This is a genomic window from Niveibacterium sp. (assembly GCF_041909475.1).
Taxonomy (GTDB): Bacteria; Pseudomonadota; Gammaproteobacteria; order Burkholderiales; family Rhodocyclaceae; genus Niveibacterium.
Genome location: NZ_JAYRDJ010000018.1, coordinates 46,771 through 64,074, shown reverse-complemented (window position 1 = coordinate 64,074; position 17,304 = coordinate 46,771). Strand labels below are relative to the sequence as shown.

16 protein-coding genes are annotated in these 17,304 nt (G+C 67.5%); 5 read left to right on the top strand and 11 right to left on the bottom strand.

Features of this window, described 5'->3' with window-relative positions:
- Nucleotides 1–6: 6 nt before the first annotated feature.
- Together ACE3P0_RS13020 and ACE3P0_RS13015 are read left to right on the top strand one after the other, a co-directional pair.
- Complete coding sequence (locus ACE3P0_RS13020) at nt 7–333, top strand: DUF1840 domain-containing protein (protein ID WP_374403080.1); 327 nt, start codon at nt 7–9, stop codon at nt 331–333.
- A complete protein-coding gene (locus ACE3P0_RS13015) occupies nt 330–1,058 on the top strand; it encodes a substrate-binding periplasmic protein (RefSeq protein WP_374403079.1) in 729 nt (242 codons plus the stop codon). The genes ACE3P0_RS13020 and ACE3P0_RS13015 overlap by 4 nt, the downstream gene beginning before the upstream one ends.
- On the opposite strand, the gene ACE3P0_RS13010 is transcribed toward ACE3P0_RS13015, so the two are convergent.
- Nucleotides 1,055–2,053, bottom strand: a complete 999-nt coding sequence (locus tag ACE3P0_RS13010; RefSeq protein ID WP_374403078.1) for a 2-hydroxyacid dehydrogenase — start codon at nt 2,051–2,053, stop codon at nt 1,055–1,057. The genes ACE3P0_RS13015 and ACE3P0_RS13010 overlap by 4 nt on opposite strands.
- Nucleotides 2,054–2,086: 33 nt before the next feature.
- Complete coding sequence (locus ACE3P0_RS13005) at nt 2,087–2,455, bottom strand: cupin domain-containing protein (RefSeq protein ID WP_374403077.1); 369 nt, start codon at nt 2,453–2,455, stop codon at nt 2,087–2,089.
- Nucleotides 2,456–2,567: 112 nt separating this feature from the next.
- On the opposite strand from ACE3P0_RS13005, the gene ACE3P0_RS13000 reads away from it, so the two are divergent.
- Nucleotides 2,568–2,759 (top strand): oxidoreductase-like domain-containing protein, encoded by a 192-nt coding sequence (locus ACE3P0_RS13000; RefSeq protein ID WP_374403076.1) that lies wholly within the window; start codon nt 2,568–2,570, stop codon nt 2,757–2,759.
- Nucleotides 2,760–2,765: 6 nt separating this feature from the next.
- Here ACE3P0_RS13000 and ACE3P0_RS12995 read toward each other — a convergent pair whose 3' ends face one another.
- Nucleotides 2,766–3,371, bottom strand: coding sequence for an HD-GYP domain-containing protein (locus tag ACE3P0_RS12995; RefSeq protein ID WP_374403075.1), 606 nt, complete (start codon nt 3,369–3,371; stop codon nt 2,766–2,768).
- Between the two features lie 156 nt (nt 3,372–3,527).
- Here ACE3P0_RS12995 and ACE3P0_RS12990 point away from each other — a divergent pair, with 156 nt between their 5' ends.
- Nucleotides 3,528–4,754: an HD-GYP domain-containing protein gene (locus ACE3P0_RS12990; RefSeq protein ID WP_374403074.1), complete on the top strand. Its 1,227-nt coding sequence runs from the start codon at nt 3,528–3,530 to the stop codon at nt 4,752–4,754.
- Here ACE3P0_RS12990 and ACE3P0_RS12985 read toward each other — a convergent pair.
- The 8 genes from ACE3P0_RS12985 to ACE3P0_RS12950 all read right to left on the bottom strand — a co-directional run bounded on the left by ACE3P0_RS12985 (nt 4,751) and on the right by ACE3P0_RS12950 (nt 10,939).
- Nucleotides 4,751–5,446 carry a hypothetical protein gene (locus ACE3P0_RS12985; RefSeq protein WP_374403072.1) on the bottom strand — a complete coding sequence of 232 codons (696 nt, stop codon included), beginning with the start codon at nt 5,444–5,446 and terminating at the stop codon, nt 4,751–4,753. The two genes, ACE3P0_RS12990 and ACE3P0_RS12985, sit on opposite strands and share 4 nt — an antisense overlap.
- Nucleotides 5,443–6,204, bottom strand: a complete 762-nt coding sequence (locus ACE3P0_RS12980) for a hypothetical protein (RefSeq protein WP_374403071.1) — start codon at nt 6,202–6,204, stop codon at nt 5,443–5,445. Before ACE3P0_RS12980 ends, ACE3P0_RS12985 begins: the two co-directional genes overlap by 4 nt.
- Nucleotides 6,205–6,225: 21 nt before the next feature.
- Nucleotides 6,226–6,834: a glutathione S-transferase gene (locus ACE3P0_RS12975; protein WP_374403070.1), complete on the bottom strand. Its 609-nt coding sequence runs from the start codon at nt 6,832–6,834 to the stop codon at nt 6,226–6,228.
- Nucleotides 6,835–6,884: 50 nt separating this feature from the next.
- A complete protein-coding gene (locus ACE3P0_RS12970; protein WP_374403069.1) occupies nt 6,885–7,865 on the bottom strand; it encodes an FUSC family protein in 981 nt (326 codons plus the stop codon).
- A gap of 72 nt (nt 7,866–7,937) precedes the next feature.
- Nucleotides 7,938–8,582 (bottom strand): alpha/beta hydrolase, encoded by a 645-nt coding sequence (locus ACE3P0_RS12965; RefSeq protein WP_374403067.1) that lies wholly within the window; start codon nt 8,580–8,582, stop codon nt 7,938–7,940.
- 85 nt (nt 8,583–8,667) lie between these two features.
- Complete coding sequence (locus ACE3P0_RS12960) at nt 8,668–8,979, bottom strand: ferredoxin (RefSeq protein ID WP_374403066.1); 312 nt, start codon at nt 8,977–8,979, stop codon at nt 8,668–8,670.
- Between the two features lie 121 nt (nt 8,980–9,100).
- Nucleotides 9,101–10,372, bottom strand: a complete 1,272-nt coding sequence (locus ACE3P0_RS12955; protein WP_374403065.1) for a GNAT family N-acetyltransferase — start codon at nt 10,370–10,372, stop codon at nt 9,101–9,103.
- A 129-nt stretch (nt 10,373–10,501) separates the two neighbouring features.
- Nucleotides 10,502–10,939, bottom strand: a complete 438-nt coding sequence (locus ACE3P0_RS12950) for a hypothetical protein (protein ID WP_374403064.1) — start codon at nt 10,937–10,939, stop codon at nt 10,502–10,504.
- Nucleotides 10,940–11,256: 317 nt separating this feature from the next.
- On the opposite strand from ACE3P0_RS12950, the gene uvrA reads away from it, so the two are divergent.
- Complete coding sequence (gene uvrA, locus ACE3P0_RS12945) at nt 11,257–16,959, top strand: excinuclease ABC subunit UvrA (protein WP_374403063.1); 5,703 nt, start codon at nt 11,257–11,259, stop codon at nt 16,957–16,959.
- Nucleotides 16,960–17,304: the final 345 nt, after the last annotated feature.

Sequence of the window (17,304 nt, the reverse complement as noted above, 5' to 3'; positions counted from 1 at the left end):
CGCAGCATGTCCATCATCACATTCAAGTCCCGCGCGGCGGGCGACGTCATCATGTTCGGCAAGGTCGCCAAGGTCTTGCTCGCGGTGATTGGCAAGGACCCTGAGGACACCCGCGGCATCGTCACCGTCGTGCAGTTGCCGGGCGCGATCGCTGCGCTGCGCGACGCGGTGGCCGCCGACAAGGCGCGTGCGCCGGCCGTGTCGGAAGATTCAGACGACGAGGATGCACCGCGCGGCATGGAGGGGCCGGTCGCGCTATGGCAGCGCGCCGCGCCGCTGATCGAGCTGATGCAGTACTCGCTCGCCGAGGAACAGCCCGTCATCTGGGAATGACACGTCGCCTGCTGCTGGCTCTGCTGCTGTTCGGCGCCGCCTTCAATGGCGCGGCGGCCGATGCTGTGCCGACGCTGACCGTGGTGGGTGATCAGGCACCGCCTTTCCGCATCTTCGGTGACGTGGAGCCGCGTGGCATTTATTTCGATCTGATCAAACGCGTCGCGCAACGTGCCGGCTGCCGGCTGCGCTTCGTAGAAGTGCCGCCGGCGCGCGGGCTGGCGATGATGCGCCAGGGCGAGGCTGACCTGATGATCGGCCTGCTGCTGACGCCCGAACGCGCCGCCTTCCTGCACTACCTGCAACCCAGCCTGCCCGCGGTGGATAAACGCTTCCTCGTGCGGCCCGGCGGCCCCCGCATCGAGCGCTACGAGGATCTGGCCGGGCTGCAGATCGGCGTCGAGATGGGCAAATCCTATTCGCCCGCTTTCGACCACGATCCGAAGCTCGCGAAGGACGTCTCCGACAGCTATGCCACCGCGCTGCGCAAGCTGCAGGCCGGCCGGCTCGACACCGTGGTGATACCCGAGGCGGAGGCGGACTGGCTGACGCGCGAATCGGGCGCGCGTTTTGACAAGGCCGCTTTCCGCATTGCAGGCCAGCCGACCTACCTGACGCTGTCGCGCGCCTCGACGCAGCAGCGCCTGCTCGGCTCACTCGAACAGGCGCTCAGCGAACTCGTTGCTTCCGGCGAATTCGCTGCGCTGCTGCAACGCTACCGTTAAGCGCTGCGTACCTCGTTGGCAAGCGTGTCGCCGCGTGCGAAGGCGCTTGCGTTGTCGAGTGCGGTGCCCGCAATCGCGGCCAGCGCTTCACGCGTGAGAAAACCCTGGTGCGAGGTGATCAGCACATTGGGGAAGGTCATCAGCCGCGCCAGCGTGTCGTCTTGCAGCGGCTGGTCGGAAAGGTCGTGGAAGAACACGCCTTCTTCCTGCTCATAAACGTCCAACCCGACCCCGCCGATCTTCCCGCTTTTGAGTCCGTCGATCAGCGCCTGGGTGTCGATCAGGCCGCCCCGGCTGGTGTTGGCGATCACCACGCCGCGCTTCATCTGCGCGATCGCGGCATCGTCGATGATGTGGTGGCTCTGATCGCTCAGCGGCAGATGCAGCGAGATCACATCGGCCTCGGCAAGCAGCCGCGCCAGTGGCACGTACTCGAAGCCGATCTCGGCCGCGATGGCCGGGTTTTCATACGGGTCGTAGGCCAGTAACTTGCAGCCGAAGCCCTTTGCGATGCGTAGCGCGCACTGGCCGATGCGGCCCGCGCCTAGCGCGGCGTAAGTCTTGCCATGCAGGTTGAAGCCTTCCAGCCCGTCGAGCGAGAAGTTCTGTTCGCGCACGCGGTTGAAGGCGCGATGCGTCTTGCGGATCAGCGTTAGCAGCAGTGCGAAGTTGTGCTCGGCCACCGCTTCCGGCGAGTAGGCCGGCACCCGCGTGACCTTGATGCCGAGCCGTTCGGCGGTTGCGATGTCGATGCCGTTGTAGCCGGCGGCGCGCAGCGTCACCAGCTTCACGCCGAAGCTCGCCAGCTTGGTCAGCACGCGCTCGCCGAGGCGGCAATTGACGAAGGGGCATACGGCATCGAAGCCCTGTGCGAGGTCTGCAGTCTTGCTGTGCAGGCGTTCCTCGAAGAACTCCAGTTCGTGTTCCCCGGCCGCATTCGCTTCGTTGAGTGCGCGCTCGTCGTAGGGGTGGGTGTCGAAAACGGCAATACGCATCGGGGCCTCCAGGGGGTGAGGGAAATCCGGGTTCTATTTTTGGGCGTCGCGGTCGACCACGACGAAGTGTTTGCGTACGGCTTCGAGCACTTCAAAGCTGCCTTCGAAGCCGGCCGGGATCACGCCTGCATCACCCGGCCCGAACTCGCGTGCCGTGCCGGCGACGTCCGTGATGCGGATACGCCCCTCCAGCACATGGAAGTACTCCTCCTTGCCGGCGGGAAAGGCAATCCGCCAGGCCCCCGGTTCGCAGGCCCAGATGCCCGCGCTGGTGAGGCCGTCGCCGCTTTCATGCAGCGTCCAGGTCAAGCGCGCGGGGTTGCCGCGGATCAGGCGACCAGGTCGCGGTCGGTCGGGGCTGGGGTTGGGCAGCGGGTCGGCGAAGTGCGTCAGTGTCGGCATGGCGAAGAAGGCGGTTTGGCTCTTTCCGGTTTGGCGGCGCGTGCCTTCGGGCTGCCGTGGCGCGCGCCGCAGGGCTGTTACATTCTGGGCATCCAATCCCTGATTTTGTTCCATGCACAAGCACGACGACGACCCCTTCGATCCTCCCCCCGAGGCGCCAACACCACCGATGGACGGTGAGTGTTGTGAGAGCGGCTGCGGCGAGCAGTGCGTGTGGAACCGTTACAACGCCGAGCGGGCCGAGTACGAACGTGCCTACGCGGCCTGGCGCGCGCGCCACCCGGACGACGCGCATTTTCGCTGACGCGGCTCACATCGCCCGCAACGGGCTGTGCTCGATCAGCGTGGCGAAGCGGTCGAACAGCCAGGGGTCGAGCTTGCGTCCGCGCTCGGCTTCCAGCGTGGCCATCGTGTTGTGGTGCGGGCGCGCATCGCGGTAGACGCGGCGGGTGGCGATCGCGTCGTAGCTGTCCGCCATCGCAATGATGCGCGACACGACCGGAATTGCCTCGCCGGCGATGCGGTCGGGGTAGCCCTCGCCGTTGAACTGTTCATGGTGATGCCGGATCGCCAGCCCCACCGCATCGGCGTGATCCAACCCGAGGGTCGCAAGGATGCGTTGGCCGCGCTCGGGGTGGGTTCGCATCACCGCCCAGCCGGCCGCATCGAGCGGGCCGGGGTTGTGCAGTACGTCATCCGGCACCCCCAGTTTGCCGATGTCGTGCAGGCAGGCCGCCACGTGCAGCACGCGCAGCTCCGTGCGGCTGAGTTTGCAGGCGGTGCCCAGCATGTCGGCCAGCGCGACGACACGTTCGCAGTGCGCGCGCGTGCCTTCGTCGCGCTCGCCCAGCGCGGTGGCCAGCGTGCGTGCGACACGCAGGGTGATTGGTTCATGAGAACGGCGGGGGCTCGGCATCGGTGGCTTGGGGGAGTGGGGCCAGCAGCGAGATTACACCGGCTTGGCGCCGGTGCGAACGCTGGCCCGAAGCCCACTTGTGGGCGGATAATGCCGACGTGCTGGGAATCGCACGCTGAACCACGATAGCCTTCATTGCGCCGCGCGGGAGGGGACATGGAAGTCATGCTGGCGGACATGGTGTTTGCGCTGTCTGATGCGGTCGATCTCGTCGGTGTTGACGATGACCTGCACGGCAAGCGGGTTGCCGTGATGGCGGCTGAGTGCGGACGCGAGCTGGGCTACGACGACGACCACTGCGCGCGCTTGCTGCACGCCGGCATGCTGCACGATTGCGGCGTTTCTTCGACGCGGGTGCATCAGCATCTGGTGGGTGAATTCGACTGGGTGGGGTCGCAGGCGCACTGTGTGCTGGGTGCCCGCCTGCTGGCCGATGTGCCAGCACTCACGCGGCTCGCGCCGGTGGTGCGCTGGCACCACACGCACTGGTCGGCGATGCCCGCGGATCTCGATCCCGAAGTCGCACGCGACGCCAACCTCATTTTTCTTGTCGATCGTGTCGATGCGCTGACCGCGCCCTTCTACGGCGCACCCGACTATCTGATGCGCAAGGAAGACGGGTGCCGCACGATTGCCGCCAACGCTGGCGGCCGGTTCTGCCCCGAGTTGGTCGACGCCTTCATGGCTGCCTCGCGCCGCGAGGCATTCTGGCTGTATCTGGAACGCCGTTACCTGTGGCGCTATCTGCACGACGTTGCGAAACGCGGCCTCGCAACGGACATCGATCTTGCTGGCCTGCGCCAGTTTGCGCTGATGTTCGCGCAGATCATTGATGCGAAGAGCCCGTTCACCACCGAGCATTCACTGGGCGTCGCACGCCTTGCGCTGCATCTTGCCCGCCATCTGCGGCTCGATGCGTCGACTTGCGCTCGGATCGAGATCGCCGCGCTGCTGCACGATGTTGGCAAGCTGCGCGTGCCCGACGCGGTGCTGGAGAAGCCCGCCCCGCTGGAACCCGGCGAGCGCGCCGCGATGCTGCGGCATTCCTTCGAGACCTACCAGATCCTGCACTGGATCGGCGGCATGGAAGAGATCGCGCTGTGGGCGGCAAGCCACCACGAAAAGCTCGATGGCTCCGGCTACCCCTTCCACCTTGCGGCCGGCCAACTGCCACTGCCGGCGCGCATCATCGCGGTGGCCGATGTGTGCCAGGCGCTGGTGCAGAACCGGCCTTACCGAGCGCCGATGCCGGATGACGCGGTGCTTGCCGAGCTGCGGCGGCTGATCGCTGCCGGCCTGCTGGATCGCGAGGTCGTCGCATGCCTTGAAGCCGATCTCGCTGCCAGCATGGCGGTGGCGCGTGGCGAAGGCGCAGCGACCTAGCCGCCGTGGACCCGCGCGGCGGCGAGTGCTTGCCCGAGCGTGTGCGCGCCCGGGTGCAGGGTCTGTACCGCGAAGCCAAGAATAGCGAGCATCACTGCGGTGATGATGAAAGGCTTGCGAGTGCTTCGCCAGGCGGTCTCCAGCCAGTGCTGCACATCACCATGCCGCATCCGGTGGTAGAGGCTGGCGCTCAGTGCGCTGTCGACCAGCAGTTCGGCGAAGAGGGTGGGCGCACCGGTCACGATCCACAGCGCCGCGAGCAGCAGCGTGACAACGAATACGATCGCGAGCAGCGGCAAGGCGAACTCGTCCGCCGCCGCGAGGCCGTCGAGCAGGTCGCCCGCGCCGGCTTCGGGCGTGCCGTGGCCGCCGCTTGCGGCGTGTGAGCCCTTTCCTTCGGGCAACAGGTCGAGCGCGTCGCCGGTGTCGCCCGCGTCGGCGCCGCCGTCCTGATCGCGCGCCTTGAGCCAGATCCACAGCAAGGCGACGAAGGCGCCCCAAGCGAGCAGCACCGCGAGCGGATAGCGCAGCGCCATGCTGCCGACGCCGGCACGCAGCAAGCCCCAATTGCCGAGAAAGCCGGCCGCCCCCGCCAGCGCTACCAGCAGACTCATCTGCAGGCGAGGCCACTCCCGTGTTTCGAGGCGGTGCCGCATCGCGCGCACCCGCTCATTGCGCGTCGGCCACTTCATGCTGGGCGGCGCGCCAGACCCGCGCGCAGGCCATGCGCGACCAGCGCACATGCCGTCGCGAGCGTAAAGGCGGGCACGGCTGCCATCGTGGGCAGCAGGGCTGCCAGCAGGGCGCAGAAGGCGACCACCGAAATCATGCCGCGCACCATGCCTTGCAGCAGCCGTGCGGCAAACGCGGCGCCATCGTGGCGCTGTGTGGCGATTGCCATCACGCTCATCATCACCGGGAACAGCGACAGCAGGCCGCTGATGCGTGCGTCCAGCACTGCAGCGGACAGCGTGACCGCCAGCGTCAGTACCGCCCCCGCGAGCATGCGCCCGGCGAGTGGCGGCGGGTGTGCCGATGCCCGAGCGCTGCCGCTGTCAGCGGGGAAGCAGCGCGGCAACGCCAGCGCGCACGCAAGCCCGAGCAGCGTCGCGAGGGGCAACTCGGGCTGCCAGGCCAGCACCAGCGTGCCCGCGATGGCCCAAGCCAGCAGTGCGAACAATTCGCTCAGCACCCAGCCGGCACGCTGCGCGGCCCATGCGTAGGCGAGGGCGAAGCCGATCGAGGCCGGCACCGCGGCCAGCGCACCCAGCGCTGCGTGCGCCGCATAGGCCGCACCTTGTTCCGAGGCGAGCAGCGCCAGAATCGGCCCGACGATGATCGGCAGACCCGCCAGAAAGCCCGCCATGCCTGCACCCCAGCGGCGGCCTGCAGCCGTGACCGCCGCAATCAGCAGCGGCACCAGCCCCAGTTTGAGCAGCAGCACCGTCATGCGTGGGCAGGCGGCCGGCGATCAGGCCGGTGGCTGTGTCTGCGCGAAGGAAGGGCGCTGCATCAGTCCGTCCACCCAAGCGGCGAGCGCCGGGTAGCGGGCTGGCAGCCCGGCTTGGGGGAAACGCAGCATGAGCCAGCCCCACATGCAGCCGATCGCTATGTCGGCAAGGCTCATCGACTCGCCGACCGCCCATGTCCGCCCAGAAAGCAGCGTTTGCAGCGCGCTGAGGCCGCTCTCGACCTTGCCCCACTGGCGCGTGCGCCAGGCTTCGCTTTGCTGTTCAGCGGCGCGGCGACTTTCCATCAGCACTAGGATGCCGGCGTCGGTGACGCCATCGGCGAGCGCTTCCACCTGCCGCACTTCGAGCGCCGCGAGGCGATCGGCGGGCAGGAAGAAGGGCGCGGCGGAAAGTGTTTCGATGTACTCGGCGATCACCGGCGAATCGAACCAGGTGCGGCCGTCGTCCGCTACCAGCGCCGGCACCTTGCCGAGCGGGTTGTAGTGGCCGATCGGGCTTGCCGGGTCGTGCGGGTTTTCCGGCAGCAGCACATAGGGCAGGCCTTTTTCGGCCAGCTGCACGCGGATCTTGCGCGCGAAGGGGCTGGTGAGGGATGCGATCAGTTGCATGGTGACTCCTTGTCTGGGGCGGCGCGGGGCCCGCGCCGCAGGGATACCGCTCAGCGGCGGGGCCGGCGCTGTCGGGCTTCGATGTGCGGCAGCACGCGCAGGTAGATCTGCGCACCGATGCCGCACACGATGCAGCCGATCACCGAATCGGCCAGCCGCGCCAGCGCGAAGGCGTGCGCCGAGGGGATCTCGTAGGGCTGTCCCATGTCCAGCACCACCATCACCAGGCCGGTGATCGTGATCGTTGCGACCCAGTAGTTGCGCGCCTGCGCCACCGGCGTCAACGCGGCCATCAGCGTAACGATCGCGGCCAGCATCCAGTCGGTGTGCACATACTGCACCACCGCCCAGCCCAGCAATGCGCCGAAGAGCGAGCCGGCAAGCCGCTGGATCAGGCGCTGCACGCTGTGGCGCGGGTCGTAGACGGTGACGATGACGATCGTCAGCGGCACCCAGTAAGGCCGTGCGAGCCCGAGCGTGTGGCCCAGCACATAGCCGATCACGACGAGGCTGGCGAAGTAGAAGGCAAAAGCGCCGTTGTTGTGCCGGCGCCGCAGCAGGTTGCGGGCGGCATCCGCCAGCATCGGCGCGCTCTGCGGTTCGGGCTTGCGCCACAACGCACGGTCGATCAGCACCGACAGCACGCCGGCGAGCCCGCCCAGAATCACGTAGGTGCCGCACAGTGGCGGCAGATCGCCGCCGCCATCGCCGAACAGGAAGGCGAGCAACCAGTACTTGCCGATGAACTCCACTGACGTGCCGGCGCCTTGCAGCCAGCCGGCCAGCGTGGCGAAGCCGAGCAGCAGCATCAGCGGCGCGCCGGGCACGAAGTGGCCCACCACGCCGGCGATGCCGGCCAGCAGCATGCCCACCGTCATGTACAGGATTGCCGCGACGCGCTCGTACAGCGAGCCGCCGTAATCGACGAAGATCGTGTAGAAGCCGGCGATCGCGCCATACACGGCCGGCAGCAGCTCATGCCGCATCAGCGCGATCACAAGCGGTAGCCCGACCGCGATGATCGCGCGCATCACCTTGCGGCGATTGACGGGCTGGGCCTCAAGCGACAGGGCGGGGTGAAACAGGGGGGAGTCTCCGCAGGCCTATTCGCGCCAGGCCCGCACGATGATGTCGCGCAGGATGTGCAGCCGGGTATGGAAGAAGTGGTCGGCACCCGGCACCACGACCACCGGCACCTGCAGCGGCTCGGCCCAGGCCAGCACGTTTTCGAGCGGCACCGTTTCGTCGCGGTTGCCGTGGATCACGATGGTGTCCGGCGTCACCGCCTCGGTGTCGTAGGTGCGCGCGCCTTCGATGAAGCCCGACGCGGTGCCCACCAGTACCAGCCGCTTCGCCGGCCGGCCGGCCGCGGCCAGCCGCTTGGCGACACGCGTCTGCACGAAGGCGCCGAACGAGAAGCCCGCCAGCACCAGCGGGCCGTCGCCGTACTGAGCTTGCGCCCAGTCGATCACTGCCAGCAGATCGTCCGATTCGCCGTCGCCGTGGTCGTGCGTGCCGGCCGTGCCGCCAACACCGCGGAAATTGGGCCGCAGTGCGCAATAGCCCAAGCCACACAGCGTGCGCGCCAGGGTGTGTGCCACCTTGTTCGTGTTGGTGCCGCCAAACAGCGGATGCGGGTGCGCGATGATCGCCAGCCCGTGCGCGCCTTCCGGCGTGTCGCGCAGGATCTCGATCGGCCCCACCGGGCCATCGATGAAGAACTTCTCGGTCGGCAGGACTTTTCTCATGCTGCGTTCTCCGGCCTGCGCTGGGCCCCGCCGAGCGCGCCGCAGCCGCCGTTTCGGGCAACTAGCTGTGTGAGGGTGCGGGCCGTCATTTGAGCTTCAGCCGCTCCACGACCTTGCCGCCGACGATGTGCGAATCGATGATCTCGTCGATATCCGTCTTGTCGACATAGGTGTACCAGACGCCTTCCGGATACACGACCAGCACCGGGCCGTCGTCGCAGCGATCCAGGCAACCCGCCTTGTTCATGCGGACCTTGCCCTCGCCGTTGAGCTTCAGCGCCTTGATGCGGTCCTTCGCATAGGCCTGTATCTCGGCCGCACCATGATCGGCACAGCAGCTCTCGCCCTCGGGGCGCTGGTTGCAACAAAAGAACACGTGATGCTTGAAGTAACTCATTGCCAGACTCCGCGTTGGAGGCGGAACTATAGCGCCGGGCGCCGGTTTTTGCGGGCCAGGCAGGGGGCTCTCTCGATGATTGACTTGCGCCAGCCTGCGACCGGGCGGCTGGACGCCCGCATCAGTTCGCTTCGTCGGCGGCTGCGGTGGCGGGCGGCGACTTGCGTCGCGTGAACGCGCGCGTCCGTCCACGAAGGGATTCGGCGTGCGCCAATAGGGTTCGGCCGCACTTTTCCAGCGCCACGACGGCGCGATGCAGCGTGATCGCGATGCGGTTGGGTAGCGTACGGCGCAGCAACATCACGCGGGCGCGCTGCACCATGCGGTTGGACGAACTGTAGGTGCGACCAGGTTCGCCGAAGCCGAAGTCCACCACCTTGAAACGCCCGTCCTTGATGATCCATTCGTTGAACAGATGCAGCGTGGACGTGCCCGGCGAATAGGGGGCGAGGCTGTGGGCGTACAGCACCCGGTTGATCCGATATACCGAGCCCGACGGAATACCCAGAACCACGGCGATCGGCGCACCGCCCGCCTGCACCACAAAGTTGAGCAGCAACCCTTGCCGCGCGAGCGAAGCGTATTCGGCCCGTGACAGTACGGCACCACCGCCGCCACCGATCTGCGCGACGGCGTCGAACAGGGTATCCAGTGTTGCGATGTCGGTGAGCGGCACCACGGTCGGCGGGCCGCCGAGGTTTTCGCCGATCTGCCGCAACTGGCGCGAGAGGTTGTAGCGCTTCTTGCGTGGATACTGCGCGAGGTAAGCCTCCACCGTATCGGGCAGTGGTGTCTGGTGGCAGTTGCGGATTCCGTTCGGCAGGTAGGCGACGAACTGCGCGCGGACCGCGTCCGATTCAAATACCGCCTGCCAGGTCGGGCTGCCGACCTCCAGTGACTGCAGTTCCAGCGCGTCGAAACGGCCAGGCGCTTCGGCCAGCGCCGCGATGAAGCCCGCGATCGAAGCCGCACCGCCGCTGCTTTCCCGCATCAGCGGTGCGCTGCCGAGCACGCCCCAAACGGCAAGCCGTCGCGTCAGCAAACGCCCGGCGAGCCCGTGTGGATCAAGCTGCAGCGCCTTCTTGCGCAGGGCTGCAATACCCTGCACACCACGCTTGCTGTCCGGCGTTGCGGCGATCACAAGGTGGTCGGGTGCTTCGGTGTCGGAAAGCGCATCAAAGAACACCGGGCTGGCGTACACGCTTTCGTGCCCGTCGTGCGCGGCCGCGAGCGTCTGCCATGTCGTCCGGGTTGCTGGCGACAGGGCGGAGAAGGGCTCGAAGCTAACAGGGGGGGCCGCGGAGATTCCGTGGGCTACGGCGTCGGGCACGGTGTACAGCCTTGGTTGTGCGAACAGCGCCGGCAGTACCGCGGCGGCGAGTCCGGCAAACATGAAGGCGCCAGCCTAAGGCCGCACGGATGGCGGGCCAGCCAACTTTCGCACACGCACCAGATTTTTACAGTTTATGCAATAGGCATTGACCCGAGCAGTTGATCAAGAGACCTGTCGGGTGGCCGGCACTCAGTCGTGCCCATGCCCCTTGCCGTGTCCTTTGCCGTGGCCCTTGTCTTTGCCCTTGCCGTGCCCCTGGTCGTCATCGTCGTAGCGGTCGCCCTCGCCGTAGCGGGCCCGGTAGGCGGGCACGTATTCGCGCTCGTACCAGTCGTCACGCACGAAATAAACCGGCCGCCCGCATGCGTTGTACTTGGCGCAGTGCTTGCCCCAGTGTTTCTCGTGACCAGGCGGCACGCGGAGGTAGACCGGTCCGCCGTAGCTTCGACCGGGTTCGATGATCACCGGTTGCCTGTAGATCACCTGCGGTCGCGGAAAGCTGCCGATGTCGATCTGGCCGTAGAAGCCCGGTTGGCCGATGCTGATCGATACGCCGACATCGGCCGCCAGTGTGGGCGCGGCCGACAGCGCCAGCGCGATGGCGCACAGTGTGTGTTTGACGGACATGCTCTGGTTCCCCCGTTGGCTTTTGCTATTTGATTGTGCTTCGGGCGCGAAGGTTGCAACGACGCCAAGTCATTGTCGGCATCCTGGCCAACACCTGTAGCCATATCCAATGCGCGGGGCCGGGTTTTCGATGACCGTCGTGGCTTGGCCGCAAGTCCTGGCGCGCCGACCCAGGCATTTCGAAACCTTAAAGCAATTGCCTTGTCGGACAGCTTTGCCGCGCCGCCCCGGTTCCGGTGTTCACCGCATGCGCGTGCAGGCTGGCAATTTATACAGTTAAAATGTCCGATCCCCGCTTCCGAAAGCCCAGGCCAGCCATGACGACCCCCGGTCCCGACACGATCCAGATCCGCGGCGCCCGCCAGAACAACCTGAAGAACCTCGACCTCGACATCCCCACCGGCGAACTGGTCGTGGTGACCGGGCCGTCCGGTTCCGGCAAGAGTTCGCTGGTGTTCGACACCCTCTACGCCGAAGGCCAGCGGCGCTACGTCGAGACCTTCTCGCCCTACGCGCGGCAGTTTCTCGACCGCATGGACAAGCCGCAGGTGGACCGCATTGACGGCGTGCCACCGGCCATCGCGATCGACCAGACCAACCCGGTGCGCACCTCGCGCTCCACGGTCGGCACGATGACCGAGCTCAACGACCACCTGAAACTGCTCTTCGCGCGCTGCGGTCACCTGCACTGCAAGCGCTGCGGCGCGCCGGTGAAGCGCGACAGTTCCGAGACGATCGCGGCGGCGCTGGCCGAGCGCACGAAAGCGGAAGACCCGCGCCTCGCGCTGGTCGCGCCGGTGGCGATTCCAGCCAACTTCAGCGAGGCCGAGATCCGCGCCGCGCTTGAAGCGCAGGGTTATGCGCGGATGCAGCCGGTGGGTGAGCGCACGATGGCGGTGGTGGTCGACCGCTTCCGCTTCTCCAGCGCCGAACCGGCGCGTCTGGCCGAGGCGCTGGAGGCGGCGCTGCGGCTGGCGAACGGCCGTGTCGAGGTGCATGTCGGCGGCGAGGTCGTGGCCGATGCGAGCAAGCCGGTGTGGAAGTTCTCCAGCGATCTGCACTGCGCCGAGTGCGACATCCACTACGCCGACCCCACGCCGGCGCACTTCTCCTTCAACAGCGCGGTCGGCGCCTGCGAGGCCTGCCGCGGTTTCGGCCGCGTCATCGGCATCGACCCCGGCCTGATCATCCCCGACGAATCCAAGTCGCTGAAGGACGGTGCGATCAAGCCGTGGCAGACCGAGAGCTACAAGGAATGCCAGACCGACCTCGCCAAGTTCGCCAAGAAGCGCGGCGTGGCGATGGACATTCCCTGGCGCGACCTGCCGGAGGAGCATCGCCGCTGGGTCTTCGAGGGTGACGAAGGCTGGGTGAATTGGGACAAGTCCTGGCCGGGCAAGTGGTACGGCGTGCGCCACTTCTTCGACTGGCTGGAGACCAAGGCCTACAAGATGCACATCCGGGTGCTGCTGTCGCGTTACCGCGCCTACACGCCCTGCACCGTGTGCGACGGTGCGCGGCTCAAGACCGAACCGCTGCTGTGGCGTGTCGGCAGCCGCGAGGAAGCGGATCGCGCGCTGGCGCCTAACCTGCGCCGCTTCCGCCCGCACGGGGTGACGATGCGCGCGGAGATCCTCGACACGCTGCCTGGTCTCAATGTGCAGGACGTGATGCAGCTGCCGATCGTGCGCGCCAAGCAGTTCTTCGACACCCTCGCGCTGCCCGGCAACCTCGACCAAGCCACCGAGCAGCTGATGGGCGAGATCCGCAGCCGCCTCGGCTTCCTCTGCGACGTGGGGCTGTCCTACCTCACGCTGGACCGCCAGAGCCGCACGCTCTCCGGCGGCGAGGTGCAGCGCATCAACCTCACCACCGCGCTGGGCACCTCGCTGGTGAACACGCTCTTCGTGCTCGACGAGCCCTCGATCGGCCTGCACCCGCGCGACATGGACCGCATCAACGGCGTCATGCACCGGCTGCGCGACGCGGGCAACTCGCTGATCGTGGTCGAGCACGACCCGGCGGTGATGTTCGCCGCTGACCGCATCCTCGACATCGGCCCCGGCCCCGGCAAGCAGGGCGGCGAGATCGTGTTCTGGGGCTCGCCGGAAGAGCTCCGCGCGCGGCAGGACACGCTCACCGCCCAGTACCTCGGCGGCCACCGCCGCGTCGACGCCGGCCTCACCCCGCGCGAGGTCGCCGACTGGACGCCGCGCCTCACCCTGCGCGGTGCGAGTGCGAACAATCTGCGTGGCGTCGACCTCGCGCTGCCGCTGCACCGCTTCGTCGCCGTCACCGGCGTGTCGGGTTCGGGCAAGTCCACGCTGATCCAGGACGTGCTCTACCCCGCGCTGCAGAAGCACTTCGGCGAAGCCACCGAAGCGCCTGGCGCCTTCGACGACATCGACGGGCTGGACGAAATTACCGGCGTCGTCATGGTCGACCAGACGCAGATCGGCAAGACCACGCGCTCCAACCCCGCCAGCTACGTCGGCGCCTTCGACAGCATCCGCAAGCGCTACGCCGCGCTGCCCGAAGCCGCGCAGCGCGGCTACACCGCGGGCACCTTCTCCTTCAACGCCGGCGACGGCCGCTGCCCCACCTGCGGCGGCAACGGCTTCGAGCACGTCGAGATGCAGTTCCTCTCCGACGTCTACATCCGCTGCCCGGACTGCGACGGCCGCCGCTTCCGCGCCGAGGTCATGGAAGTGAAGCTCGAAGGCAGGTCGATCGCCGACGTGCTCGACATGACCGTGGCCGAAGCGCTGGACTTCTTCTCGAAGGACGGCGAACTTGCGCGCGCGCTGCAGCCGCTGGTGGATGTTGGTCTCGACTACCTCACGCTCGGCCAGCCGGTGCCCACGCTCTCCGGCGGCGAGGCGCAGCGACTCAAGCTTGCCGGCCACCTCGCGCAGACCGCCGAGGCGCTGCACCGCAAGGGCAGCAAGGCGAAGAAGGCGGCGCCCAAGGAACATCTTCTGTTCCTGTTCGACGAACCCACCACCGGCCTGCACTTCGACGACGTTGCCAAGCTGCTGCGCGCGCTCTCCAAGCTGGTCGATGCCGGCCACTCGGTGCTGGTGATCGAGCACAACCTCGACGTCATCGCCGCCGCCGACTGGGTGGTGGACCTCGGCCCCGAGGGCGGCGACGGCGGCGGGGCCATCGTCTTCGAAGGCACGCCCGCCGCCCTGCAGCAAACCGACACCCACACCGGCCGTGCGCTGGCCGATTACCTGGTGCGCCTCACCGCGCCGGCGCAGATCGGCAAGGCTGCCGGCAAGGCGAAGCGCGTCGCCGCCGCGGCGGCGGCCAACGACACCACCGCCCGCCTCGTCGCCGAGCCGAAGCACCGCTACCTGCCCGCGCGGCGCGACGCCATCGGCGTGGTGCGTGCGCGCGAGCACAACCTGAAGAACGTCTCGGTCGAGATTCCGCATCGCCGCTTCACCGTGGTCACCGGCGTGTCGGGCTCGGGCAAGTCCACGCTCGCCTTCGACATCGTCTTCGCCGAAGGCCAGCGCCGCTACCTCGAATCGCTCAACGCCTACGCGCGGCAGTTCGTGCAGCCGGCCGCCAAGCCGGACGTCGACGCCATCCACGGCATTCCGCCCACGGTGGCGATCGAGCAGCGCACCAGCCGCGGCGGGCGCAAGAGCACGGTCGGCACGCTCACCGAAATCCACCACTTCCTGCGCCTGATGTTCGTGAAGCTGGGCACCCAGCATTGCCCGGACTGCGACTGCGCGATCGAGCCGCAATCGCCCGACGCCATCGCCGCGCGCCTGCTGCGCGACTACAAGGGCCGCGACGTCACGCTGGCGGCGCCGCTGGTCATCAACCGCAAGGGCCTCTACACCGACCTCGCGAAGTGGGCCGCCGGCAAGGGCTACGCCCAGCTGCGGGTGGACGGCGACCTGCTGCCCACCAAACCCTGGCCGCGGCTGGATCGCTTCAAGGAACACATCATCGAGCTGCCGGTCGCCACGCTGAAAGTCGGCGCCCGCAACGAGGCCGAGTTGCGCGACGCGCTCGCCAAGGCGCTGGAGTTCGGCAAGGGCGTGCTGCACCTCGTCCACGATGAGCAGGTCACGGTGTTCTCCACCAAGCGTGCGTGCCCGTCCTGCGGCACCAGCTTCCCGGAACTCGACCCGCGCCTGTTCTCGTACAACTCCAAGCACGGCTGGTGCCCTGACTGCATGGGCACCGGCCACACGCTGCCCAAGTGGCTGCGCGACGCGATGCGCGACCCCGAGGGCGACGCCACCGCGGCCGAGTTCACCGGCCTGCGCTACGAAGGTGAAGCCGGCGAGGACGAGGAGGTCGAGCCCGAAACCGAATGCGCCGCCTGCGAGGGCGCGCGGCTCAACCCCACCGCGCTGGCGGTGCGCTACCGCGACAACAGCATCGCGGACTATGCGCACCTGTCGGTCGAGGGGCTGGCGGGCTGGGTCGGCACGCTCAAGCTCGCCGGCCGCGAGGCCGAGATCGGCCGCGACATCGTCGCCGAACTCAAGTCGCGCCTCGCCTTTCTCAAGGACGTGGGCCTCGGCTACCTCGCGCTGGATCGCGCCGCGCCCACGCTCTCCGGCGGCGAAGCGCAGCGCATCCGCCTCGCCTCGCAGCTGGGCACCAACCTGCGTGGCGTCTGCTACGTGCTCGACGAACCCTCGATCGGCCTGCACCCGCGCGACAACGCCATGCTGCTCGACACGCTGCACGCGCTCGAAGCCAAGGGCAACACCGTGGTCGTGGTCGAGCACGACGAAGAGACCATCCGCCGCGCCCACCACGTCATCGACATGGGCCCCGGTGCCGGCACGCGCGGCGGCAATATCGTCGCGGAAGGCGATGCCGCGGCGCTGATGGCCGTGCCGGAATCGGTCACCGGCCGCACGCTGCGCGCGCCGCTGGCACACCCGCTGCAACCCGCGCGCAAGGTCGATGCCGAGACGCCCATGGTCACCGTCGAAGGCGCGGCGCTGCACAACCTCAAGAACGTCACGGCGCAGATCCCGCTCGGCCGCCTCATCGTCGTCACCGGCGTGTCGGGCTCGGGCAAGTCCACGCTCGCGCGCGACGTGCTGCACAAGAACCTGCGCCGCCTCGTCGCCACGCAGGCCTTCAACAGCCGCACCAAGGGCGCCAAGGTGGTGCTGGAAGGCTGCGAGGCCATCACCGGCTGGCAACCGGTCGGCCGCGTGCTCGAAGTCGACCAGACCCCCATCGGCAAAACGCCGCGCTCCTGCCCGGCCACCTACATCGGCTTCTGGGACGCCATCCGCAAGCTCTACGCCGACTCCGAAACCGCGCGCCTGCGCGGCTGGGCGCCGGGCCGCTTCTCCTTCAACACCGCCGGCGGCCGCTGCGATGCCTGCGACGGCCAGGGCCAGCGCACCGTCGAGATGAGCTTCCTGCCCGACGTCAAAGTGCCGTGCGACGTCTGCAACGGCGCGCGCTTCAACACCGACACCCTCAGCGCCACCTGGCGCGGCAAGAGCATCGCCGACGTACTGGCGATGGAGATCGATGAAGCCGTCGACTTCTTCGCCGCCCATCCGGTCATCCAGCACCCGCTGAAGCTCCTGCAGGACGTCGGCCTCGGCTACCTCACCCTCGGCCAGCCCTCACCCACCCTCTCCGGCGGCGAAGCACAGCGCATCAAGCTCGTCACCGAGCTGGTCAAGGTCAAGACCGACCCCGCCGCGCGCGCCCGTGCCAGAACGCCGCACACGCTCTACGTGCTCGACGAACCGACAGTCGGCCTGCACATGGCCGACGTCGAAAAGCTCATCCACGTCCTCCACCGCCTCGTCGACGCCGGCAACACCGTGCTCGTCATCGAACACGACCTCGACGTCATGGCCGAAGCGGACTGGATCGTGGACCTGGGGCCCGAAGGCGGCGACGGCGGCGGCGAAATCGTCTTCGCCGGGCCAGTGGCGAAATGCGTCAAGGCGAAGACGCATACGGGGAGGGCGCTGAAGGGGTTTCTTGCTTCGCGGGAGAGGCAAGCGTAGGTTGGGCTGAGCGTAGAGAAGCCCAGCCGCTCTCGTACAACCGGCATCACGGATTGGTTGGTGTTGGGCTTCGCTCGCTCAGCCCAACCTACGTGCTACCAGGCTGTGGATTCTGCGCATTCAAGGCTACGTTACATAACGAACCAATACCCAAGACACATTAATTATGGAGGAAACAATTAGGGCAAGAAATGCAAACACGTGTTCTATTACTGCCATTTTTAGCCACAACCGCGGCCTCACAAAGAATCCTCCAAAGAATTTCCTATTTGCGTCCAAAAAAATGAAAAGAAGTGCCACATTGAGGAATATCCCGACGACGGGACGTCCTGTCCACGTCAAAGC